Here is a 23123-nt window from a genome sequence, read left to right on the forward strand (position 1 = left end):
CCGCAGTAGTAGAAGTTCGGCTGCGCCTCGTAGCGCACACCGAGCTGACGCTCACTGCTGTGTCGCTCACTGGCGGGCTTACGGTCGGCCTGCACCTGCGCGGCGGGCTTGGCCTCCGCGGCGTGGGCGGCGACGGCGGGTGCGGCGATGCCACCGGCGGTGGCGGCCAGGCCGACAGCGGTCAGGGCGCTCTTGCGGATCAGATCGGTACGCATGATGGGCGTGCTCCTCTGCTCTGCTCGGGGGTGTGCACGGGACACGCACAAGGGGGCGCGTGGCCTTCAGCAAGGGGGAAAGTCATTGAGATCTGCCCGGCGCGGGGGGCCTGCTCGGGCGTCCGGGGGTGTAACCGTGGAGGCCGGCCCGGATGTTCCAGGGGCCGTGGCTCCGGGGGATGTAACCGGGCCGGCTGGCAGGGTGTTCCCGGCGGCTCGACGCTCCGGGGGCCAGCGCACCGGGGGCCGGTGGACCCGTGGTGGTGTGCCATGTTCAACGACCCCGGCCGCCCGCCGATTCCAGCGCCGGGGTGGCACCGGCCACGGGACGCGCACCAGATATCGGACACCTGACGCAGCCGGTCGGCAACGAACCGGACATCAAGCACATGATGGCCTTGACCCGACCGCCGATGCCAGACGCCGCCACGGTCGCGCCGACGCCGCCCGCCGACGCCGACGCCGACGCCGAGAGCATCGGCAGCCCCCGCGCCGCCGCCCGCCCACGCCGCCCGCCCACGCCGCCCGCCCACGCCGCCCGCCCACGCCGCCCGCCCACGCCGCCCGCCCACGCCGCCCGCCGACGCCGCCCGCCGACGCCGACGCCGACGCCGCCCGCCGGCGGGCGGCGGCGCGGACGGGGTCAGGACGGGTCGGTGAGCGGGACGCGGCCCGGGTCGGCGGCGGAGTCCGGGTGGTTCTGGGACGGGATGCGAGGTTTGACCTCGGTGGGCGGTTGGGCCCGGTCCGTCGGCCACGGGACCTCGGGGGAGCGGTGGAAGTGGATCCCGGCGGTGGTCCAGCGCGGGCCGTGCCCGGCCAGGCGGTCGCGGAAGCCGGCCCAGTCGTGGGTGGCCCGGGGCGACCAGCCCAGTTCGGCGAGGGCGGGCAGCCGGGGCAGCAGCATGAACTCCACCTCGGCCAGCGAGGTCACCGACTCGGTCCAGAGCGGGGCCTCCACGCCCAGCACCGCCGTGGCGGGCACCCCCGCGACGTGTGTGCCGGGGTCCCAGTCGTACGCCCGGCGCACGTCGATGAGCCCGGCCCAGTCGTGCCCGATGGGCGTGTCCGGGGCGTACTTCATGTCCAGGTAGCTGTGGTTGCCGGGCGAGAGGATCAGCCGGGCGCCGCGGTGGACGGCGTCGACCGTCGCGGCGTCCTCGGTCGTGGTGCCCCACCACTGCAGTACCCGGCCGTCGAGGTGCCCGGCCGGGGCGATCTGGTGCCAGCCGACCACAGTCTTGCCGGTGTCGGCGACGACGCGCTGCACCCGCTCGACGAAGTCGGTGTACGTCGCGCCCTTGACCTTGAACGCCTCGTCGCCCCCGATGTGCAGCCACGGCCCGGGGGTGAGCGCGGCCAACTCGCCGAGCACGTCGGCGATGAACGCCCAGGTGCGCTCGCCGGCCGGGTCGACGTAGCTGAAGCCGACCTCGGTGCCGGTGTAGGGCGGCGGGGCGATGCCGTCCGGGGCGAGTTCCCCGTAGGCGGTCAGTGCGGCGTGGGTGTGCCCGGGCAGGTCGATCTCGGGCACCACGGTGACGTGGCGGGCAGCGGCGTACCGGACGATCCGCCGGTAGTCGGCCCGGGTGTACCAGCCGCCCGGTCCGCCGCCCACCTCGTTCGCCCCGCCGACGCTGGTCAGTCGGGGCCAGCCCGGCACCGCGATCCGCCAACCCTGGTCGTCGGTCAGGTGCAGGTGCAGGTGGTTGAGCTTGTACCGGGCCAGGTGGTCGATGACGCGCAGGACGTCCTCGGCGGTGAAGAAATGCCGTGCCACGTCGAGCATCGCGCCCCGGTACGGGAAGCGGGGCCGGTCGGTGACCGTGCCGCCGGGCAGCACCCAGCGCTCGGTGACCGGGACCGGACTTTCGATCGCGGGCGGCAGCAGTTGACGCAGGGTCTGTACGCCGTAGAACAGCCCGGCGGCGGTGGCCGCGGTGATCGTCACGCCGGAGGCGGCCACGGTGAGCCGGTACCCCTCGGCACCGAGGTCGGTGTCCGGGCCGGCCCCGGCGGGCGGAACCGCGAGCATCAGCGCGATGCCTCCGGCCGGTTCGGGTCGGGCCGCGTCGGTCACCGGCAGGAGGTACCCGGTGGCCGGTCGGAGCAGCTCGGCCAGGTGCCCGGCGACCGCCAGCGCGGCCGGGTCGGTGCTGGCCACGACGACCGCGTCGGCGGGCAGCACCCAGTCCGCGTCGGGGTCCGGCTCGACCAGTTCCGGCGCGGGCACGACGTCGGCCAGCCGGACCGGGGCGGGCGGGGCGAGCAGGTCGCCGGCGACCCGTTCGGCCGTCCGGGCCAGCGTGGCGGCGTCCGGCTCGTGAGCGGGCAGCGGGGCCGGCGGAAGGAGCGGGCCCGTCTCCTGGCCCGGCGGCGGGAGGAGCGGCGCCGGGTCGGTGGCGGAGCCGGTGGAGGGGCTGGTCGACACGGCGGCGGCTCCCGGGGGTGTATTCGCGTCGGTTATGGCAAAGGTGAGGTTCACCGGAATGCGTGCCGTCAAGGGTACGGCGGCGCGATCACCTGCGTGATCGTGCGCGTGGAAGCGTTCCCAAAAACCGGTACGAACGCGGATAGTCGTGATGGCTGTGCCTATTGTCACCGAACGGTCCCAGGCCACTCGATGTTCGCTTAACCTTCGCCCACCGATCGGCGGCGACGACCGGATTACCGGTGGTCCGCTCCGGGGTAAGAGAGCAACTGAACCTTCGTTAAGTGTCGGACCGGCGCGCGTGGGAGGCTCTAGGTGGCAGCGCAAGAGACGGTGGAACACAAGTACGTCTACGACTTCGCCGAGGGCAACAAGGACCTCAAGGACCTGCTCGGCGGCAAGGGGGCGAACCTGGCCGAGATGACGAATCTCGGTCTGCCCGTCCCACCCGGCTTCACCATCACCACCGAAGCCTGCAAGGCGTACCTGAGCACCGGCTCGGAGCCCGAGGGCCTGGCCGGCCAGATCGAGGCGCACCTGGAGTCGCTGGAGCGGGCGATGGGCAAGCGGCTCGGCGACCCGGAGGACCCCCTGCTGGTCTCGGTGCGCTCGGGGGCGAAGTTCTCCATGCCCGGCATGATGGAGACCGTCCTCAACGTCGGCCTCAACGACCGCAGCGTGGTCGGGCTCAGCGCGCAGGCCGGCAGGAACGACCGGTTCGCCTGGGACTCGTACCGGCGCCTGATTCAGATGTTCGGCAAGACGGTCTGCGACGTGCCCGGCGAGGAGTTCGAGCACGCGCTCGACGACGCCAAGCGCGCCAAGGGCACCGAGAACGACCTGGACCTGGACGCGGACGACCTGCGTGGGCTGGTCGACGCGTACAAGAAGATCTTCGCCAAGCACACCGGCCGGGAGTTTCCGCAGGAGCCGCGCGAGCAGTTGGACCTGGCCATCCGCGCGGTCTTCGAGTCGTGGAACGCGGACCGCGCGGTGCTCTACCGCCGCCAGGAGCGGATCCCGGCCGACCTCGGCACCGCGGTCAACGTGGTGGCCATGGTCTTCGGCAACCTCGGCCCGGATTCCGGCACCGGGGTCGCCTTCACCCGGGACCCGGGCAGCGGCGCGCAGGGCATCTACGGCGACTACCTGGCCAACGCCCAGGGCGAGGACGTGGTGGCCGGCATCCGCAACACCGTGCCGTTGCAGGAGCTGGAGCGGATGGACAAGACGTCCTACGACCAGCTGCTGTCGTTCATGGCCCGGTTGGAGGAGCACTACAAGGACCTCTGCGACATCGAGTTCACCATCGAGCGCGGCAAGCTCTGGATGTTGCAGACCCGGGTCGGCAAGCGCACCGCCGCCGCCGCGTTCGTCATCGCCGGGCAGCTCGTCGACGAGGGGCTCATCGACCTGGACGAGGCGCTGCACCGGGTCAACGGCGCGCAGCTCGCTCAGCTGATGTTCCCCCGCTTCCAGCTCGACCACGAGTTCCAGCCGGTGGCCAAGGGCATCGGCGCCTCACCGGGTGCGGCCTCGGGCAAGGTCGTCTTCACCTCCGCCCGGGCGGTCGAGCTGGCCGCCGAGGGGGAGTCGGTGATCCTGGTCCGCCGGGAGACCAACCCGGACGACCTGAACGGCATGATCGCCGCCAAGGGCATCCTGACCTCCCGGGGTGGCAAGACCAGCCACGCCGCGGTGGTCGCCCGGGGCATGGGCAAGACCTGCGTCTCCGGTGCCGACGAGATCGACGTCAACGTGCCGGGCCGGACCTTCACCGTCGGCGGGCAGACCGTCCGCGAGGGCGACGTCGTCTCCATCGACGGCACCACCGGCAAGGTGTACCTCGGCGAGGTGCCGGTCATGCCGTCGGAGGTGGTGCAGTACTTCGAGGGCAGCCTCGACCCGGAGCACATCGACAACGCCCTGGTCCGGGCCGTACACCGGATCATGACGCACGCCGACGGCAAGCGGCGGCTGGCGGTCCGCACCAACGCCGACACCGGCGCGGACGCCGCCCGGGCCCGGCGTTTCGGCGCCGAGGGCATCGGGCTGTGCCGGACCGAGCACATGTTCCTCGGCGACCGCCGGGAGCTGGTGGAGCGGCTGATCCTGGCCCGCAGCGAGGCCGAGCGGAACGCGGCGCTGGCGGCGCTGCTGCCGTTGCAGCGGGCCGACTTCGTGGAGATCTTCCGCGAGATGGACGGGCTGCCGGTCACCGTCCGGCTGATCGACCCGCCGCTGCACGAGTTCCTGCCGCCGCTGGAGCAGCTCGCGGTCAACGTCGCCGTCGCCCAGGAGCGCGGCGAGGACGTGGCCAAGGAGGAGGCGCTGCTCGCCGCCGTCCGGCGGATGCACGAGGAGAACCCGATGCTGGGCCTGCGCGGTGTCCGGCTGGGTCTGGTGATCCCCGGGCTGTTCGCGATGCAGGTCCGGGCGATCACCGAGGCGGCCGTCGAGTGCGTCCGCGGCGGCACGGTCGCCAAGCCGGAGATCATGGTGCCGCTGGTCGGCGCGGTGCAGGAGCTGGAGACGGTCCGCGCCGAGGCCGAGAAGATCATCGCCGAGGTGGTCGGCGACAGCGGGGTCGAGGTGCTGATCGGCACGATGATTGAGGTGCCCCGGGCGGCGCTGACCGCCGGGCAGATCGCCGAGGCCGCGCAGTTCTTCTCCTTCGGCACCAACGACCTGACCCAGATGGCCTGGGGATTCTCCCGCGACGACGTCGAGGGCGCGTTCTTCTGGCGCTACCTGGAGCTGGGCATCTTCGGCATCTCGCCGTTCGAGTCGATCGACCGCGACGGCGTGGGCCGGCTGGTGCGCATCGCCGCCGAGGAGGGCCGGGCGGCCCGGCCGGAGCTGAAGCTCGGCGTCTGCGGCGAGCACGGTGGCGACCCCGACTCGGTGCACTTCTTCCACGAGGTCGGCCTGGACTACGTCTCCTGCTCGCCGTTCCGGGTGCCGGTGGCGCGGTTGGAGGCCGGTCGGGCCGCGGTGGAGACCGGCGGCTCGGACAGCCGCTGACGACTGCCGGACAGCCGGCGGCGGCCCGGTCGCCCGGGCCGCCGCCGGCTGTCCGGCGTCGGGAAGCCCGGCCGGCGGCTCAGATCGGTGGTCGGCGCCAGGTGGTACGCGTGGAGCGGCGCAGCTGGGTCGGCAGGGTCGCCATCGGCGTGCGTACGGCGAGCGGGGCGTGCGCGTCCGGCACCGGGGTCCCGCCGATCCCGTGAGCGCGGATGTCCAGCATCGAACCGGCCCGGTGGGCGACCGCCCGGGCCTCCTCGTGCAGCGGCTCCAGGTCGGCCGCCACGGTGACGGTGACCAGGGTCAGCAGGGCGTTGCGCCCGGCCGGGTAGGTGACCACGCAACCGGCGCTGGTGCGCACCACCGACTCGCGGAACTCGCCCTGCCGCACCGTGTCGGCCACCCGGCTGCCCAGCCCGAAGCTGGCGGCCGCGAGTGCCGCCAGGTGCGTGGCGTCGGTGGCCGGCAGGTCACTGGAGATCAGCAACCCGTCGGTGCCGGCGAGCACCGTCCCGGAGACCTCGGGGCGGCGCTGGCGCAGGCCGCGCAACTCCGTACCCACCACCGTGTCTGCGTCCACGATCGTCTCTCCCTGCCGGTCGGGCTCTGCATGTCGGCTGGTCACGTTCCGCGCTGGGAACGCTACCGCTGGCCATCTCCGACCGCGATCCCGTAACGCTCGGCGATTGGGTGACAACTCTGATCCGATCGGCCCTTGCGAGGCCGTCGGCGAGGCGTCACGGGCCGGCCGTCGGGGCGTGGCGGGCGTAACCTGATCTCGCCTGTGCACCGCGGATTGCGTACGCCGCCGAGGGGAAGGGTGACTGCATGACCAGCGTCTGGGAGAACCTGACCATCGACGCCCGCGACCCCGGCCGGCTGGCCCGCTGGTGGGCCGAGGCGCTCGGCTACCAGCTCGTCAGCGAGACGCCGGACGAGGTGGAGATCCGCCAGTCCGCCGACCGGCTTCCCGGCTTGGTCTTCGTCCCGGTCGCCGACGACAAGCAGACGAAGAACCGGCTGCACATCGACCTGCGGCCGACCGACCGGGAGGCCGAGGTCGAGCGGCTGGTCGACATGGGCGCCCGGCACGTCGACATCGGCCAGGGCGACGTGGAGTGGACGGTGCTGGCCGACCCGGAGGGCAACGAGTTCTGCGTACTGCGGGAACGGTGACCGGTTGAGCGGACCGGTGCCGGCGGGGGACGCCCGGCGGGTCGAGGAGGCGCCCAAGGACACCGACTACGGCCGGTCCCCCTACGAGCGGGACCGGGCCCGGGTGCTGCACTCCGCGGCGTTCCGCCGGCTGGCCGCCAAGACCCAGGTGCACACGGCCGGTACGGACGACTTCCTGCGTACCCGGCTGACCCACTCGTTGGAGGTGGCCCAGATCGCCCGGGAGATGGGCGCCCGGCTGGGCTGCGACCCGGACGTGGTGGACACCGCCGGGTTGGCCCACGACCTGGGGCACCCGCCGTTCGGGCACAACGGCGAGGCGGCGCTGGACCTGCTGGCCGCGCCCTGCGGCGGGTTCGAGGGCAACGCGCAGACGCTACGGGTGTTGACCCGGCTGGAGGCGAAGGTGCTCGCCCCGGACGACACGTCCGCCGGGCTGAACCTGACCCGGGCCGCACTCGACGCGGTCGGCAAGTACCCCTGGCGGCGCCGGCCGGGGCAGCGCAAGTTCGGGGTGTACGCCGACGACGCGGGCGTCTTCGGCTGGATCCGGGAGGGCGCACCGCCCGGCGAGCGGCGCTGCCTGGAGGCTCAGGTGATGGACTGGGCCGACGACGTCGCGTACTCGGTGCACGACGTGGAGGACGGCATCCACGGCGGGTACGTGACGCTGCGCCCGCTGCTGGTCGACGCCGACGAGCGGGCGGCGCTCTGCGCGGACGTGGCGGCCACCTACTCGGGGGAGTCCCCGGCGGATCTGGGCGAGGTGCTCGTGGAGTTGCTGGCCGACCCGCTGCTCGCCCCCCTCGCCGGGTACGACGGCAGCCACCGTGCGCAGGCGGCGCTGAAGGCCACCACGAGCGGGCTGACCGGCCGGTTCGTGTCGGCGGCGGTGGCCGCCACGCAGGAGCGGTTCGGTGCCGGCCCGCATCGGCGTTACGGCGCCGATCTGGTGGTGCCCCGGCCGATCCGGGCGCGCTGCGCCCTGCTCAAGGGCATCGCGCTGCGCTACGTGATGCGCCGTCCGGGTGCCCGGGGCCGCTACGAGCGGCAGCGGGAGGTCCTGGCCGAGCTGGTGGCCGAGCTGGTCCGACGCGCGCCGGACGGGCTCGACCCGGTCTTCGCCCCGCAGTGGCGGGCCGCCCCGGACGACGCCGCCCGGCTGCGGGTGGTGATCGACCAGGTCGCCTCACTCACCGACCCGGCGGCCGTGACCTGGCACACCCGGCTGGTGCCCGGTGCCGGGCCTCCGGTGGGGGACGGTGGCGACTTAGGCTAGCCTAAGTGGCATGACGGAACGCCCCCGCACGGTCACCTCGGTCCGGGTGCTGCGCACCGAGCGACCCACCCCGCACCTGATCCGGCTCGTCCTCGGCGGCGACGAGCTGGCCGACCTGCCGGTGGGCGAGTTCACCGACCACTACATCAAGCTGGTCTTCCCGCACCCCGGGGTCGACCATCCGCGGCCACTTGACCTCGCCGCGATCCGCCGGGACCTGCCCCGGGCGCAGTGGCCCCGGCTGCGCGCGTACACCGTGCGGGCCTGGGACCCGCTGGCCCGCGAGCTGACCGTGGACGTGGTGTACCACGGCGACGAGGGGCTGGCCGGGCCGTGGGCCGCCGCGCTGCGCCCGGGTGACCCGGTGCACTTCGTCGGCCCGGGTGGGGCGTACGCGCCGAGCCCGGACGCCGACTGGCACCTGCTGGTCGGCGACGAGAGCGCGCTGCCGGCGATCGGCGCCGCCCTGGAACGGCTCCCGTTCGGCGCGCCGGCCCACGTCTTCCTCGAGATCGACGGTCCGGACGAGGAGCAGAAGCTGCTCAGCCCCGGCGCGGTCCAGCTCACCTGGTTGCACCGTGGCGACCGGCCGGTCGGGGAGGCGCTGGTGGCCGCCGTACGCGCGCTGGAGTTCCCGCCCGGCGACGTGCACGCGTTCGTGCACGGCGAGGCGACCTTCGTCAAGGAGCTGCGCCGGCTGCTGCGCGTCGAGCGGGGCGTGCCCGCCAGCCGGCTCTCCATCTCCGGTTACTGGCGGCGCGGCATGGACGACGAGGGGTGGCGCTCGACAAAGGCCGACTGGAAACGCGAGGTCGAGGCCGAGGAGGCCGCGGCGGCGTGAGCGCGGGTCAGCGACGTGCCCGCCGGTCCTGTTCCTGGCGTACCGCGGTCAGCCGCCGGGTGAGCAGCACGGCGTACCCGACGATCGCCGCCGCGAGCAGGAACAGCAGCAGTCGCGGCGTGCGTACCGTCCCGGCGATCACGCTGACCGAGCCCACGCCGTAGCCGGCGATGGCCAGCCGCGCCCGGCTCGGCCGGGCCGACAGCGCGTACAGGCCCAGCCCGCAGAGCGACCAGACCACCACCGAGCCGGCCAGCAGCAGCCGCAGTTCCAGCGGCAGGCTGGTCGCGCCGGCGTCGTGCAACCGGACCACCTGCCCGAGCGCCCAGCCGAGCACCAGCAGCGCCCCGCCGAGCGGGATGTGCAGATAGGTGTACGCCTGCCCGCCGCGCAGCCGGCTCGCCGCCAGGCCGCTGGTGACGAAGGTGGTGTAGACCCACCAGACGGCGGCCGGCACCAGGAAGGCCGCCGCCGAGGTGAGGATCATGTGTGGCCGGGGGTGGTCCGGCACCGCGCCGAGCAGGCTGGCCAGCGCGCTGCCCAGCACGATGATGGTGAACTGCCCGATCCGCTCGGGCAGGTGTCGCCGGTCCACCGGCCAGCGGCTCAGCTGGCGCAGGCCGACCCACGGCGTGACCAGCTCGACCACCATCGCGAGGGCCCAGAGCACGGGGCGCTGCCGAGCCGGCAGGCCCAGCGAGACCAGCCAGATCAGCCAGCCCAGCCCGAAACCGGTCAGATAGACCGTGGTGATCGCCCGAGCCTTCGGGCCGGTCAACCGCGCGCGCAGGTAGAGCAGGAGCAGGACGCCCCGGACGATCAGGTACCCGACCGGCAGCCAGATGCTCTCCGGCACCTCGTCCACGCCGAGCGTCATCGCGCCGGCGCCGACCAGCGCGACCAGCACCAGCAGCCGGTGCGGCAGGTCGTCCGGGTCGAACCGGGTGTCATAGTAGACCTGCCCGACCCAGGCCCACTGCAGCACCAGGAAGAGCCCGATCACGGCCAGCACGGCGCCCAGTGACGGGGTCGGGTCGGCGCCCAGCCGGGCCACCACCGCCGCCAGCGCGTACACGAAGATCAGGTCGAGGAAGAGTTCGAGCCAGGTGGCGTGCCGGTGCCCGGCCTCGTCCTCCAGCGGTGTGGGGCCGCGCAGGCCGAGCCGGGCGGCCAGCCACCCCGGCCAGGGGCCGTGGGCGCCCCGTACCCTCCGCATCTGGTCATGGTCCCCGCGCCGGACCGGCCCCCGGGCCGGAACGGGCGAAGCCCGCAGCGGTGGCCGCCACACCGGCGTCCCCCGGCCGGCGTCCCGTCGGTCCGGCAGGGCAGGATGTACGCCGAGGGGGTGGCGCATGGCTGGGCGGATCCGGGACGAGGACATCACGCTGGTCCGGGAACGCACCTCGATCTCGGACGTGATCTCCGAGACGGTCACCCTGAAGTCCGCCGGCGGCGGCAACCTCAAGGGCCTCTGCCCGTTCCACGACGAGAAGAGCCCGTCGTTCAACGTCTCCCCGGCCCGCAACGTCTGGTACTGCTTCGGCTGCGGGGCGGGCGGTGACGCGATCAAGTTCCTGATGGACGCCGAGCACCTGAGCTTCGTGGAGTCCGTCGAGCGGCTGGCGGGCCGGGCCGGCATCCAGTTGCGCTACGTCGAGGACGACCGGTCCACGCCCCGGCCCCGGCCGCAGCAGGGGCAGCGGCAGCGCCTGGTCGCCGCGCACGCCGCCGCCGTGGAGTTCTACTCCGCCCAGCTCACCACCGCCGGCGCCCGGCCGGCCCGGGAGTTCCTGGCCCAGCGCGGCTTCGACCGGGCCGCCGCCGAGCGGTACGGCTGCGGCTTCGCCCCGGACGGCTGGGACCTGCTCACCAAGCACCTGCGCCAGCAGGGCTTCACCCACCAGGAGCTGGTGACGGCGGGGCTGTCCCGCGAGTCTCGGTCCGGGACCCTGATCGACCGGTTCCGCCGCCGGCTGCTCTGGCCGATCCGCGACCTCACCGGCGACGTGATCGGCTTCGGCGCCCGCAAGCTCTTCGACGACGACGACGGCCCGAAGTACCTGAACACCCCCGAGACGCCGATCTACAAGAAGTCGCACGTGCTCTACGGCATCGACCAGGCCAAGCGGGAGATCGCCAAGCAGGGCCGGGCGGTGATCGTCGAGGGCTACACCGACGTGATGGCCTGCCACCTGGCCGGGGTGACGACCGCCGTGGCGACCTGCGGCACCGCGTTCGGCGCCGACCACATCGGGGTGCTGCGCCGGCTGCTGCTGGACACCGACGACGTGGCCGGCGAGATCATCTTCACCTTCGACGGGGACGCCGCCGGGCAGAAGGCGGCGCTGCGGGCCTTCTCCGACGACCAGCGCTTCGTCGGCCGTACCTTCATTGCGGTCAGCCCCGACAACATGGACCCGTGCGACCTGCGGCTGGCCAAGGGTGACCTGGCGGTACGCGACCTCGTCGCCCGCCGGGAGCCGCTTGTCGACTTCGCGCTGCGGCACGTGATCAGTCGCTACGACCTGGACACCGTCGACGGCCGGGTCGAGGCGATGCGCCGGGCCGCGCCGCTGGTCGCGCAACTCAAGGACCGGGAGAAGCGCCCGGAGTACGTCCGCAAGCTCGCCATGGACCTCGGCATGGAGATCGAGCCGGTGCAGCGGGCGGTGCTCGCCTCCGCCTCCGCCCCGCCCGCCGGCGCCCGGGACGCGGCGCCCGCCGCCCGGCCGGCGCCGGCCCGTCCCGAGCCGGCGGTGGACAGCCCGCAGTCGATGGTCGAGCGGGAGGCGCTGAAGCTGGCCCTCCAGCAGCCGGTGCTGGCCGGCCCGATGTTCGACGCGGTCGAGGCCGCGGAATACCGGCACCCGGTGCACGTGGCGGTGCGGGCGGCCATCACGGCGGCCGGCGGCGCCGCCTCGGCCACCGGCGGCGCGGTCTGGATCGAGTCGGTCCGCGACGCCTGCGACGACCTGGCCGCCGCGGCGCTGGTCGGCGAGTTGGCGGTGGAGCCGCTGCGGATCGACGGTGAACCGGACCCGCGCTACGTGTCGATCACCATGGCGCGGGTGCAGTTCGGGTCGGTGACCGCGCGCATCCGGGACCTCAAGTCCCGGATCCAGCGCATCAACCCGGTCAACAACAAGGACGACTACTTCGCGGCCTTCGGGGAGCTGCTCTCGTTGGAGCAGCACGCGCGGGCGTTGCGCGAGCAGGCGGCCGGAGGGCTCTGATGGGACTGTTCAGCCGCAAGCCGAAGCTGCCGCCGGCCGACCGTCCGCCGCTGACCGCCGACGAGCGGGTGCTGGCCTGGGCGGCGGCGGGCAACGGCGAGGGCGACGGGGTGGTGGTGGCCAGCAACCTCGGGCTGTGGCTGCCCGGCCGTGGCCACCGGCTCGGCTGGCACGACATCCTCAAGGCGGTCTGGTCCGGCCGCGAGCTGACCGTCACGCCCGCCGAGACGGTCGCCGAGCGGGACGGCTACGTCGTGGTCGCCGACGGGCCGGCCGAGACGTACCTGCTGCTCGACCCGGGCGAGCTGCCGCACCAGGTGCGTGCTCGGGTGACCCGCTCGGTGGCGTACACCGGGCACCACCCGGTGCCCGGCGGCGCCGGCCGGGTGGCGGCCCGCCGGTCTGCCGGCGTGGACGGCCTGACCTGGACGGTCCGCCTCGACCCGGGCACCCCGGGCGACGACCCGGAGGTGCTGGCCGAGACCGACCGGCTGGTCGCCGCCGCCCGCGCCGCGCTCACCCCCACCAACCTCTGAGTCGGGTCAGTTCGCGCCGAGATCCTGCAGCGCCTTGGCGGCACCTCGGTGCAGCGGCACCGGGTCGGTCCTGCGCGCGGCCTGCAGGGAGATGCCCTTCGCCGCCGCGTTCGCCTGGATCAGGGCGTCCCGCTTGTCGAAGAGGACCCGGGTGATCGCGCAGGCGACGTTGGCGTCCAGGTCCTTGCGGACCAGCAGCACGTTCGGCACGACGATGGTCGGGGTGTCCGTCGCCGTCCGGTACGCGTCCCGGCCGATCGTGCCGGCCTGGTAGGCCGGGTTCAACTCGGTCATTTTCGGCAGCAGGGGCGTGATGTCGATGAACGTCACCTTGTCGCCGGCGGTGGTGAACAGGTCGGTCAGGCCGCCGGTGGGCAGGCCGCCGGACCAGAAGAAGCCGTCGACGCTGCCGTCCTTGATCCCCTCGACCGTCTTGGTCAGGTCGAGCCGCTGCGCCTGGATGTCCCTGGCTGGATCGAGGCCCGCGGCCTGGAGCAGCCGGTTGGCGATGACCTCGGTGCCGGATTTGGGGGATCCCGTGGAGATGCGCTTGCCCCGCATGTCGGCCACCGAGCGGATCCCGGCGTCGGCCCGGACCACCACCTGCGTGTAGTTGTCGTAGATGCGGGCGAGCGCCTCGACCGGCTGTGGCGCGCTGAAGCTGCCCTTGCCCTGCACCGCGTTGACCGCCGTGTCGAAGAGCGAGAACGCGACGTCGTACTGGCCGCCGACCAACTGTTCGACGTTCTGCACCGAGGCACCCGTCTCCGCCGCCGTGCCGGTCAGCTTGCCGCCGGTCGCCCCGGACAACTGCCCGGCCAGGGCGTTGCCGACCACGTAGTAGACGCCGGTCGCGTTGCCGGTGGCGATCCCGACCCGGGTCTCCCGGGTCACCTCGCAGGTGACCTCGCTGGCCGCGTCGTCCTTCGCGGCGCCGCCCTGCTGGCCCCCGCAGCCCGCGGTGACGACCGCGACGAGGGTGGACACGGTCAGGCCCGCCACGAACCTCACGTCGATTCGTCTCACAGTTTCTCCTCCCGGAGGTCGGTCGGTGCGGTGCGCGGCCCGCCGGTCCGACCGGCGGATCCGCGTCGTACGAACACGCCCGCCACCGCCACGGCGGCCAGTGCGGCGCCGAGGGTGACCGGTACGGGTTCGAGCCAGAGCAGGGTGACCCCGGCGAGGGCGCCGAGCACGCGTTCCGGGGCGCCGGCGGGGCCCACGCCGGGCAGCCACCCACCGGCGGCGACGGCGAGGACGGCCACGCTGAGCGCGGTGACCGCGCCCGCGAAGGCGACCCGCTGGACGCCGCCGATGCCGAGCAGCCCCAGCCCGGCCGGGGTGATCACGAAGGCGATCGGGATCAGGTAGGCCGGCAGCGCATAGCGCAGGGTCTGCCACATGGTGGGCACGAGCCGGCCGCCGGTGACCGCGGCGGCGGCCACGGCGGCGAGCGCGGTCGGTGGGGACACCTCGGACAGGACCGCGAAGTAGAAGACGAACATCGCCACGGCCGGAGCCGTCACGCCCAGGTCGAGCAGCGCCGGGCCGATGATCACCCAACCGATCACGAACGAGGCGGTCACCGGTACGGCCAGGCCCAGCAGGCTGAGGGCGAGGGCCGCCAGCAGCGCGGTGAGCACCAGCACGAGGGTCGGGTCCGAGGTGACCGCCCGGGCCCCGCCGACCAGCAGCGCCGCCGCCTGCGGCCCGAGACCGGTCTTCGTCGTGGTCGCCGTGATGATGCCGGCAGCGGCGCAGACGGCGGTCACCGCGAGCACGCCGCGTACGCCGGTGACCAGCGCGGTGACGAGTCGGGCCGGGGTTAGCCGGTGGGAGCGGTCCAGGAAGGACAGCCCGGCCGCCAGGAGGGTCGCGAGGACGACCGCCCGCGTCGCGGAGACGCCGACCGCGAGCAGCGCCACGATGACGATCAGCGAGGCGAAGTGGTAGCCGAACCGGGCCAGCAGGCGCCACGGCGAGCTGACGTCGACCACCACCGGGCGTACGCCGGAGCGGCGAGCGTCGATCTCCACCGACAGCAGGATGCCGAGGTAGTAGAGCACCGTCGGCACGGTGGCCCAACCCAGCACCTGGAGGTACGAAACGCCCAGGTACTCGGCGATGATGAACGCCGCCGCACCCAGGGTGGGTGGGGAGAGGATCGCGCCGACCCCGGCCGCGGCCAGCATGCCGCCGGCCCGTTCGGCGGGATAGCCGGCCCGGCGCAGGAGCGGCCAGGTGACGGCACCGATGCTCACGGTCGTCGCGGCGCCGGAGCCTGAGACGGTGCCGAGCAGGAAGCCGGAGGCCACCGCCGTCCGCCCGGCGGCGGTACGCGAGCGGCGGAACGCCGCCGCCGACAGGTCGACGAAGAACCGCCCGGCCCCGGAGAGGTCCAGCACCGCACCGTAGATGGTGAACAGCACGATGTACGAGGCGGCCACGTCCAGCGGCGTGCCGTAGAAGCCGCTGTCGGAGTTGTAGAACGCGTCCACCAACTGGCTGAAGTCGAGCCCCGCGTGGGCGACCGGCCAGCCCTGCGGCAGCAGCCCGCCGTAGTAGCCGTAGCCGAGGAACAGCAGGCAGACCACGGGCAGGATCCATCCGGTGGTACGCCGGCACGCCTCGAGCAGCAGGAGCAGCAGGACGGTGCCCAGCACCACGTCCACCGGCGCGAGCAGGCCCTGCCGGTCGAGGAAGGCGTTGTAGCCGCCACCGCCCGTGCCGAGCGGGATCGGCAGCACGGGGTAGAGGCAGGCGGCCACGGCCAGGGCGAACAGGAGCCAGTCCACCGCCGTGGGTCGCGCCGGGGCCGGTCGCGGCAGGATCTCCGCGGCCGGCGGGCCGCTTCCGCCGGGCCGCCGTCGGGCCGGCAGCCACAGGCCGGCCGGGTAGACCAGGAAGACCAGCGGGAGTACGCCGGCCAGGAAGATGATCAGGTAGTACTTGCTGCCCTGCGGCAGCGGTCGGAACACCTGCCAGAGGGCGAGCGCGCCGACCGCCAGTGCCGCCGCGGTGAGCAGCGGCCCGGCCGGCCCGGTCAACACCCGACCGGGCTTCTCGTCCTCGAACTGGACGGCCAGGTCCCGCGCCGCCGGCTGGGCGATGGCGCGGGCGGCGTCGTCGCCACTCGGCCTGGACGGCTCGGTGCCGCAGGCCGCCACGGTCTCGGCCGCGGGTGGTGGCGTCGGCCGGGGTGGTGCCCCGCCCGCGGCCGACCCGTCGGCGGTGGAGTTGCCCGCGCGCGGGGGCGGTGGCGAACCGTCGGGTGAACGGATGGACGACACGACAGGACGATACACGTCGATCTAGCGACACGCGGGGACATCGGCGCGGCACGATGCGACCTGACGACCGCCGGCGTGGTCGCCGCCATCGGCCGGTGTCGGCGGCACGCGCGCGTCCGGGTGGAATTGGCGTGAGCGGTGTCGGACCCGGCGGCTAGGGTCGGGCGGTGACCACGGCTCAACCACTCATCCAGGCCCGGGGGCTGGTGAAACGGTTCGGCGACTTCACCGCCGTCGACGGCATCGACGTCGAGGTGCAGCCGGGCGAGGCGTTCGGCTTCCTGGGGCCCAACGGCGCCGGCAAGTCCTCCACCATGCGGATGATCGGCTGCACCTCCCCGCCCAGCGGCGGTGAGCTGCGCATCCTCGGCATGGACCCGGTGCGCGACGGTCCGGCCATCCGGGCCCGGCTCGGCGTCTGCCCGCAACTCGACAATCTCGATCCGGAGTTGACCGTCCGGGAAAACCTGACCACCTACGCCCGCTACTTCGGCATCCCGCGCCGGGTGGCCCGGGAGCGGGCCGCCGAGCTGCTCGACTTCGTCCAGCTCAGCGAGCGGGCCGACAGCAAGGTCGACCCGCTCTCCGGCGGCATGAAGCGCCGGCTGACCATCGCCCGCGCGCTGGTCAACGAGCCGGAGATCGTGCTCCTCGACGAGCCGACCACCGGGCTCGATCCGCAGGCCCGGCACCTGGTCTGGGAGCGGCTGTTCCGGCTCAAGCAGCAGGGCGTCACGCTGGTGCTCACCACGCACTACATGGATGAGGCAGAGCAGCTCTGCGACCGGCTGGTGGTGATGGACGGCGGGCGGATCGTCGCCGAGGGCTCACCCCGGGCACTGATCGAGCGGCACTCCACCCGCGAGGTGGTCGAGCTGCGCTTCGCCGCCGAGTCGCAGGAGCCGTTCGCCGGCAAGCTCGAGGGGCTGGGGGAGCGGGTCGAGGTGCTGCCCGACCGCGTCCTGCTCTACGTGCCCGACGGCGACGCCGCGGTGGCCGAGGTCGCCGCACTCGGGCTCAGCCCGGCCAACGTGCTGGTCCGTCGCTCCAGCCTGGAGGACGTCTTCCTGCACCTCACCGGCCGCACCCTCATCGACTGAATCAGCGGGCCCGAGCCCAGGGGAGGAAGCGGTCGGGCAGGCCGTTGACGTCGGTGAGGTCGCCGGTGGCCTCGTACAACAACGTGCCGAGGTAGATCAGCAGCCCGGTGCGGTTCTCGCGGTACTCGCCGAGGAGCGCCAGCCGGGCCGGGGAGCACGGCCAGGCGGCGCCGCAGACCCGGCAGCGCCAGGACGGTCGGGCCGCGACGTGCGGGCGGTAGCGGGGCATGGGCGGGCCTCCGTCGGGGTGGGAGGGGGCGCCGCCGGACCTCGTCGTCCGTGCGGCGCCCCGGCCTGGTTCCGCCCGCCGTCCGATCCCGTGAGCGGTTCCGCTGCGTGACAGTCTGCTGATCAGCCGACTACGGTGGGAGGTCGCGCGCGCCGACCGCCAGCGCGTGTGCCGGCCCGGCCGGCGGGGTCCGGAAAAGTACGGAGGCTGTCCGTGGACCGATCGTCCATGCTGGACCACTTCGCCGAGGAACTGCGGCTCGCGCGGGCGACCACCGGCATGTCCCAGACCGCGCTGGCCGAGGCACTGAGCTACTCCGGCGCACTGGTGGCCAAGGTGGAGACCTGCGAGCGACGGCCGAGTCTGGACTTCGCCCGCCGCTGCGACACCGTGTTCGGGGCGGACGGACGCTTCGAGCGCATCCAGCGACGGATCAGTCGGGAGGCCGTGGTGCCGTGGTTCCGCGACTGGGCCGGCATGGAGCAGGAGGCCACGGCGCTGCGCTCGTTCGAGCCGCTCTACGTGCCGGGCCTGGTGCAGACCGAGGGGTACGCCCGGGCGATCCTGACCGGCGCGGGGTTGTTCGCGCCGGACGAGATCGAGCGGCAGGTGACGACCCGGCTGGACCGGCAGGGTGTGCTCACCCGCGACCGGCCACCGCTGCTCACCGCCGTCATCGACGAGTACGTGCTGCGCCGCTGCGTCGGCGGGCCGGAGGTGATGCGCGAGCAGGTGCGGCACCTGGTGAAGGCCGGCTCGGCGCTGCCCCGGCTCCGAATACAGGTCGTGCCGCTCTCCGCCCGCGCCTACGCTGGCCTCGACGGTCCCTTCGTGATCGCCACCGCGCCCACCGGGGACGACGTCGTCTACCTGGAGGGCCAGCGCCACGGGCAGGTGATCGACCGGGCCGACTACGTGCGGCAGATGGTCGAGGTGTGGGAGTCGATCCGTGGTGAGGCACTATCACAGCAGCAGTCCCTCGACCTGATCGCGGAAGTGGCGGAGACATGGACCTGAGCGGCGCCCGGTGGCGCAAGAGCACCCGCAGCAACGGCAGCGGCGGTAACTGCGTGGAAGTGGCCGACAACCTCCCCGGTGTGGTGGCCGTGCGGGATTCCAAGGATCTGGGCGGTCCGGTGCTGGCGTTCGGGCCGGATGCGTGGCGGGTGTTCGTCGCGGGGGTCGGCGGGTCGCGCTGACCCCGCGATCGGCGACGCTCACACGATCAAGCGAAGCTCGGCCGGCGGGACGCGGGAAATCGCGGCGACAGGTCGGCGCGGGTCGTCGTAGCTTGACCGCTGCCTGTCGTACCCCCGGGGTAGGAAGGCATGGTGGACGGGGGTGCTGGGGTGAGCGTGGTGGGATCGGCCCGGAAGCCGGCGCGGCCGGCGTCGCCGCGGGTGCCAGCACTCGCGGTGCTCAACTACTTCCTGGTCGGCCACCGGCGCACCTGGCGGGCCGGCGTCTTCTCCTCGTTCCTGCTGCCGGTGCTCACCGTGCTGGGCTTCGGGCTCGGCGTCGGGTCCTACATCGACCAGGGCGTCGACGGGGTGCGTTACCTCGACTGGCTGGTGCCGGGGCTGATCGCCTCCACCGCTCTGCAGGTGGCCATCGGCGACTCCACCTGGCCGGTGTTCAGCAACTTCCAATGGATCAAGACCTACTTCGCGCAGAGCGCGGCGCCGCTGCGGGTGGGTGACATCCTCGCCGGTCACCTGGCGTTCCTGCTGTTCCGGGTGTTCACCACCAGCGCCGCGTTCCTGCTGGTCACGGCGCTGTTCGGGGCGCTGCGCCCACCGTGGGCGCTGGCCACCCTGCCGGTGGCGCTGCTGCTCGGGCTGGCCGTGGGCGCGCCCACCTTCGCGTACTCGGCGTCGGTGTCCAGCGACAGTTGGCTGGCCATGCTGTTCCGCTTCGCGGTCATCCCGATGACGCTCTTCGCCGGGGTGTTCTTCCCGGTCGAGTCGCTGCCCGGCGCGCTGCGCTGGCTGGCGTACGCGACGCCCCTCTGGCACGCCGTCGACCTCTGCCGGGCGGCCACCCTCGGCGTCGCTCCGCAGTGGTCGGTCCCGGGGCACCTGCTCTACCTCGCCGCCTGGGCGTTCGGCGGGTGGCTGCTGGCGCTGCGGGTGTTCCGTCGCAAGCTGGTCGTCTAGGAAGGGGTGCCGTGGTCACGCTGGTCCTGCCCCGGCTGGTCGACGTCTCCGCCGCGTCCCGGCGGTCCCTGTCGGTCGCCGAGCGCAACGTCGCGGCGCTGAAGTCGGTCTACTGGCTGCTGCTGATCTCCGGCTTCGTGGAGCCGCTGCTCTACCTGCTCTCCATCGGGGTGGGTGTCGGCACCCTGGTCGGCGACCTCGCCCTGCCCGACGGGCGGCTGGTCTCCTACGCCGCGTTCGTCGCCCCGGCGATGCTCGCCTCCTCGGCGATGACCGGGGCGCTCGCCGAGACCACCTTCAACTTCTTCGGCAAGATGAAGTACATGAAGCTGTACGACGGGGTGATCGCCACCCCGGTGCGGCCGTTCGAGATCGCCGTCGGTGAGCTGGGCTGGGCGATGCTGCGGGGAACCGCCTACTCCGCTGCCTTCCTGGGGGTGATGGTCGCGCTCGACCTGACCACCGTGGCGCGGGCGATGACCGCGTTCCCGGCCGCGGTACTGGTGGGGTTCGCGTTCGGCGGGCTCGGCATGGCGCTGTCCACCTTCATGCGTAGCTGGCAGGATTTCGACCTGATGGGGTCGGCCCAGTTCACCCTCTTCCTCTTCTCCGGCACGTTCGTGCCCGCGCAGGCCTATCCGGTCCTGCTGCGCTGGCTGGTCGAGGTGACCCCGCTGTACCGGGCGGTGCATCTGATCCGCGGTGTCTCGCTCGGCACCGCCGGCTGGTCCTGGCTGCTCGACGTGCTCTACCTGCTCGCCATGATGGCCGTCGGCCTGCTGGTCGCTTCGCGCCGGATGGGCAGGTTGCTCTACCGGTAGGTGGTTACCCACCGCCCTTCCCGGGGCATGTCGGGGGGACACCGACACGTGAGGGAGGGGCGATGGCCTCCGAGGAGTCTTCGGCCCGCAGCGGGCGCGACCGTGACGACAACGGTCCCGTGACCGCCGCGGCCGAGCGGGCCCGCTCCGGCGGCGCGTCGGCCAACCGCGGCGGCGCCGACCGGGCCGGTCGGGACCGACCGGTGCGCAGCGGCCCGGCCGGGCCGGACGAGGGCCCGGCCAGCCCCGCCGACCTGCCGGGCACCGGCTGGAAGGCGACGCTGAAACGCACCGTCAAGGAGTTCCAGGACGACAGCCTGACCGACTGGGCCGCGGCGCTCACCTACTACGGGGTGCTCTCCATCTTCCCCGGCCTGCTGGTGCTGATCTCCATCCTCGGCCTGCTCGGGGCGGGCGCCACCAACACCGTCAAGGACACCATCGGCCAGGCCGTCCCCGAGCCGAGCATCCAGAAGATCATCACGGATGCGATCGGCCAGGCACAGAGCAGCGGTGGGCTGGCCAGCGTGGCGGCGATCATCGGTCTGCTCGCCGCGTTCTGGTCCGCCTCCGGCTACATCGCCGCGTTCATGCGCGCCTCGAACAGCATCTACGACGTGCCGGAGGGGCGGCCGATCTGGAAGACGCTGCCCATCCGCCTCGGGGTGACCGCGGTGGTCGGCGTGCTGCTGCTGCTCAGCGCGCTGATCGTGGTCTTCACCGGCCGGTTCGCCGAGATCGTCGGAAACGCGATCGGTGTGGGCTCCACCGCGGTCACGGTCTGGAACATCGCCAAGTGGCCGGTGCTGCTGATCCTGGTGAGCCTGATGTTCGCGATCCTCTACTGGGCCTCGCCCAACGCGCGGCACGGCGGCTTCCGCTGGGTCAGCCCGGGCGGCGTGCTGGCCGTGGTGATCTGGCTGGTGATCTCCGGTCTGTTCGCCCTCTACGTGGGCAACTTCAGCTCGTACAACGAGACCTACGGGGCGCTGGCCGGGGTGATCATCTTCCTGATCTGGCTCTGGCTCACCAACATCGCGATCCTGCTGGGCGCCGAGTTCGACGCCGAGTTGGAGCGCAGCCGCGCCATCTCGGCCGGGCACTCGGCCGACGAGGAGCCGTACGTCGAACTGCGCGACGACCGCAAGCTCAAGAAGAAGCGAAACTCCGCCGGTCCCCGCTGACCTCCCCGCACCACGCCCCGCCACCGCACCCGGGTGGCGGGGCGCCGTGTGCCACGCCCCGTCACCGCGCTCCCTGTGCCGGCAGGTCCGCCTGATCCACTCGGTATGAAGGAAATCGGGCCTTCCCAGCGCGCCGGACACCCCGACTTCAAGGATCTTGAGTCGATCAAGCCGCGCTGCCCGCGTCCGGCGGTCGTCGAGGCCGCGCCTGGCTGTGTCGGCCGGCGCCCGGCCCCGTGCGTACGGGCTTTTCTTGATCCACTATTAGCTTTTGTTCGAACGGACAAAAGTTGGCATCGGATAGGCCGAAGCTCTGGACACGCGCCTCCGAAGGCTCCTACTGTGTCGGACACAACACATCGCCATCGCGTCGATGTGAACGGCGTCGATGCGGAGGTGAGTCCCGGTGCGGACGGAGGATCCACTGCACGTACGCCTGTTGCGGTTGCTCCGCGACGAGGGTGCGGTGTCCCGGGCCGAGCTGGGCGACCGGTTGCAGATGCCACGCCCCCGCCTGCTCGCCGAGTTGGAGCGGCTGGTCACCCTCGGCTACGTCGCCGAGGCGGGGCTGGCCGCGTCCCGGGGCGGTCGCCGATCCACGTTGGTGGAGCTCAGCCCGCACCTGCGGTTCGCCGCCGTCGACCTGGGCGCCAGCTCGATCGACGTCGAGGTCGTCAACGGGCGGCTGGAGCCGGTGGCCCACTACGGCGAGCCGGCCGACATCCGCAACGGACCCAAGGTGACCCTGCAGAGGGTCAACGAGCTGCTGCACAAGGCCAAGGTCGACGGGGCCTACGAGCGGCTGGACGCGGTCGGCATCGGGGTTCCCGGCCCGGTCAGCTTCCGGGACGGCGTACCGGTCTCGCCGCCGATCATGCCGGGTTGGGACCGCTTCCCGGTGCGCGAACTGCTCACCCGTGAGCACGGCTGCCCGGCGGTCGTCGACAACGACGTCAACATCATGGCGATCGGCGAGCGGCACGGCGGGGTCGCCCACTCGGTGGACGACTTCCTCTTCGTGAAGATCGGCACCGGAATAGGGTGCGGGATCTACCTCAGCGGTGAGGTCTACCGGGGCACCGACGGTTGCGCCGGGGACATCGGCCACATCCAGGTCGACTCGCACGGTCCGATGTGCTCCTGCGGCAACGTCGGCTGCCTGGAGGCGCTGTTCAGCGGTGCCGCACTGGCCAAGGACGCGAGCGCCGCCGCCCGCAGCGGGGTGTCGCCGGCGTTGGCCGAGCGGCTCGCCGCGCGCGGCGTGGTGACCGCCCTGGACGTCGCGGAGGGCGCCGTCGAGGGCGACGTCACCTGCATCCAGCTGATCCGCGACGGCGGTCGACGGGTCGGCGGCGTGCTGGCCGGCCTGGTCAGCTTCACCAACCCCTCGATGATCGTGATCGGCGGCGGGCTCGCCCAGCTCGGGCACATCCTGCTCGCCGAGATCCGCAGCGTGGTCTACCGCCGGTCGCTGCCACTGGCCACCGGCAACCTGCCCGTCGTCCTCTCCGAGCTGGGCCCGCGCGCCGGCGTCGCCGGCGCCGCCGTGCTCGCCAGCGACGTCGCCTTCGGAGAAGCGTCATGACTCAGCCGTCGCGACCCGGAAGA

The 23123-nt window shown here is 72.9% G+C and carries 18 protein-coding genes and 2 pseudogenes; 13 read left to right on the forward strand and 7 right to left on the reverse strand.

From position 1 onward, the window contains the following. Both ACFOW4_RS29600 and ACFOW4_RS29605 read right to left on the reverse strand, forming a co-directional pair. Positions 1–215, reverse strand: a pseudogene (locus tag ACFOW4_RS29600) (phytochelatin synthase); the annotation flags it as partial. 643 nt (positions 216–858) lie between these two features. Beyond that, positions 859–2700 (reverse strand): beta-N-acetylhexosaminidase, encoded by a 1842-nt coding sequence (locus tag ACFOW4_RS29605; protein ID WP_377533595.1) that lies wholly within the window; start codon positions 2698–2700, stop codon positions 859–861. Between the two features lie 261 nt (positions 2701–2961). Here ACFOW4_RS29605 and ppdK point away from each other — a divergent pair, with 261 nt between their 5' ends. Continuing rightward, complete coding sequence (gene ppdK, locus ACFOW4_RS29610; protein WP_377533596.1) at positions 2962–5670, forward strand: pyruvate, phosphate dikinase; 2709 nt, start codon at positions 2962–2964, stop codon at positions 5668–5670. A gap of 79 nt (positions 5671–5749) precedes the next feature. Here ppdK and ACFOW4_RS29615 read toward each other — a convergent pair whose 3' ends face one another. Further along, complete coding sequence (locus tag ACFOW4_RS29615; RefSeq protein WP_377533597.1) at positions 5750–6250, reverse strand: roadblock/LC7 domain-containing protein; 501 nt, start codon at positions 6248–6250, stop codon at positions 5750–5752. Positions 6251–6498: 248 nt separating this feature from the next. Between ACFOW4_RS29615 and ACFOW4_RS29620 the strand changes: the two genes are divergently transcribed. The 3 genes from ACFOW4_RS29620 to ACFOW4_RS29630 are packed head-to-tail and all read left to right on the forward strand — an operon-like array spanning position 6499 to position 8966. Continuing rightward, positions 6499–6846 (forward strand): VOC family protein, encoded by a 348-nt coding sequence (locus ACFOW4_RS29620; protein ID WP_377533598.1) that lies wholly within the window; start codon positions 6499–6501, stop codon positions 6844–6846. Positions 6847–6850: 4 nt separating this feature from the next. After that, the gene (locus tag ACFOW4_RS29625; RefSeq protein WP_377533599.1) at positions 6851–8125 is read left to right on the forward strand and encodes a deoxyguanosinetriphosphate triphosphohydrolase; all 1275 of its coding nucleotides are present in this window, start codon (positions 6851–6853) and stop codon (positions 8123–8125) included. A gap of 10 nt (positions 8126–8135) precedes the next feature. Next, positions 8136–8966 (forward strand): siderophore-interacting protein, encoded by an 831-nt coding sequence (locus tag ACFOW4_RS29630; RefSeq protein WP_377533600.1) that lies wholly within the window; start codon positions 8136–8138, stop codon positions 8964–8966. 7 nt (positions 8967–8973) lie between these two features. On the opposite strand, the gene ACFOW4_RS29635 is transcribed toward ACFOW4_RS29630, so the two are convergent. Then, positions 8974–10182, reverse strand: a complete 1209-nt coding sequence (locus tag ACFOW4_RS29635) for a low temperature requirement protein A (RefSeq protein ID WP_377533601.1) — start codon at positions 10180–10182, stop codon at positions 8974–8976. A 114-nt stretch (positions 10183–10296) separates the two neighbouring features. Here ACFOW4_RS29635 and dnaG point away from each other — a divergent pair. Both dnaG and ACFOW4_RS29645 read left to right on the forward strand, forming a co-directional pair. After that, a pseudogene (gene dnaG / locus ACFOW4_RS29640) lies at positions 10297–12199 on the forward strand (DNA primase). Further along, positions 12199–12735, forward strand: a complete 537-nt coding sequence (locus ACFOW4_RS29645; protein ID WP_377533602.1) for a hypothetical protein — start codon at positions 12199–12201, stop codon at positions 12733–12735. The pseudogene dnaG and the gene ACFOW4_RS29645 overlap by 1 nt, the downstream one beginning before the upstream one ends. 6 nt (positions 12736–12741) lie before the next feature. Here ACFOW4_RS29645 and ACFOW4_RS29650 read toward each other — a convergent pair whose 3' ends face one another. After that, positions 12742–13761, reverse strand: a complete 1020-nt coding sequence (locus tag ACFOW4_RS29650; protein WP_377533603.1) for a TAXI family TRAP transporter solute-binding subunit — start codon at positions 13759–13761, stop codon at positions 12742–12744. Continuing rightward, on the reverse strand, positions 13758–16025 hold the full coding sequence (locus ACFOW4_RS29655) for a TRAP transporter permease (RefSeq protein WP_377533604.1): 2268 nt from the start codon (positions 16023–16025) through the stop codon (positions 13758–13760). Before ACFOW4_RS29655 ends, ACFOW4_RS29650 begins: the two co-directional genes overlap by 4 nt. 167 nt (positions 16026–16192) lie before the next feature. On the opposite strand from ACFOW4_RS29655, the gene ACFOW4_RS29660 reads away from it, so the two are divergent. Further along, positions 16193–17125, forward strand: a complete 933-nt coding sequence (locus ACFOW4_RS29660) for an ABC transporter ATP-binding protein (RefSeq protein WP_377533605.1) — start codon at positions 16193–16195, stop codon at positions 17123–17125. 1 nt (position 17126) lies between these two features. Here ACFOW4_RS29660 and ACFOW4_RS29665 read toward each other — a convergent pair whose 3' ends face one another. Then, positions 17127–17354, reverse strand: coding sequence for a flavin reductase (locus tag ACFOW4_RS29665; protein WP_377533606.1), 228 nt, complete (start codon positions 17352–17354; stop codon positions 17127–17129). 213 nt (positions 17355–17567) lie between these two features. Here ACFOW4_RS29665 and ACFOW4_RS29670 point away from each other — a divergent pair, with 213 nt between their 5' ends. The 6 genes from ACFOW4_RS29670 (at position 17568) to ACFOW4_RS29695 (ending at position 23100) form a co-directional block, all read left to right on the forward strand. Continuing rightward, complete coding sequence (locus ACFOW4_RS29670) at positions 17568–18371, forward strand: Scr1 family TA system antitoxin-like transcriptional regulator (RefSeq protein WP_377533607.1); 804 nt, start codon at positions 17568–17570, stop codon at positions 18369–18371. Continuing rightward, positions 18362–18553: a DUF397 domain-containing protein gene (locus ACFOW4_RS29675; protein WP_377533608.1), complete on the forward strand. Its 192-nt coding sequence runs from the start codon at positions 18362–18364 to the stop codon at positions 18551–18553. Before ACFOW4_RS29670 ends, ACFOW4_RS29675 begins: the two co-directional genes overlap by 10 nt. A 156-nt stretch (positions 18554–18709) precedes the next feature. Next, positions 18710–19510: an ABC transporter permease gene (locus tag ACFOW4_RS29680; RefSeq protein WP_377533701.1), complete on the forward strand. Its 801-nt coding sequence runs from the start codon at positions 18710–18712 to the stop codon at positions 19508–19510. A gap of 11 nt (positions 19511–19521) precedes the next feature. Next, on the forward strand, positions 19522–20331 hold the full coding sequence (locus ACFOW4_RS29685; RefSeq protein WP_377533609.1) for an ABC transporter permease: 810 nt from the start codon (positions 19522–19524) through the stop codon (positions 20329–20331). Positions 20332–20393: 62 nt separating this feature from the next. After that, positions 20394–21515 carry a YihY/virulence factor BrkB family protein gene (locus tag ACFOW4_RS29690; protein WP_377533610.1) on the forward strand — a complete coding sequence of 374 codons (1122 nt, stop codon included), beginning with the start codon at positions 20394–20396 and terminating at the stop codon, positions 21513–21515. A gap of 406 nt (positions 21516–21921) precedes the next feature. Beyond that, the gene (locus tag ACFOW4_RS29695) at positions 21922–23100 is read left to right on the forward strand and encodes an ROK family protein (RefSeq protein ID WP_377533611.1); all 1179 of its coding nucleotides are present in this window, start codon (positions 21922–21924) and stop codon (positions 23098–23100) included. Positions 23101–23123 lie beyond the last annotated feature (23 nt).

It is taken from the genome of Micromonospora sp. GCM10011542 (assembly GCF_042650685.1).
Taxonomy (GTDB): domain Bacteria; phylum Actinomycetota; class Actinomycetes; order Mycobacteriales; family Micromonosporaceae; genus Micromonospora.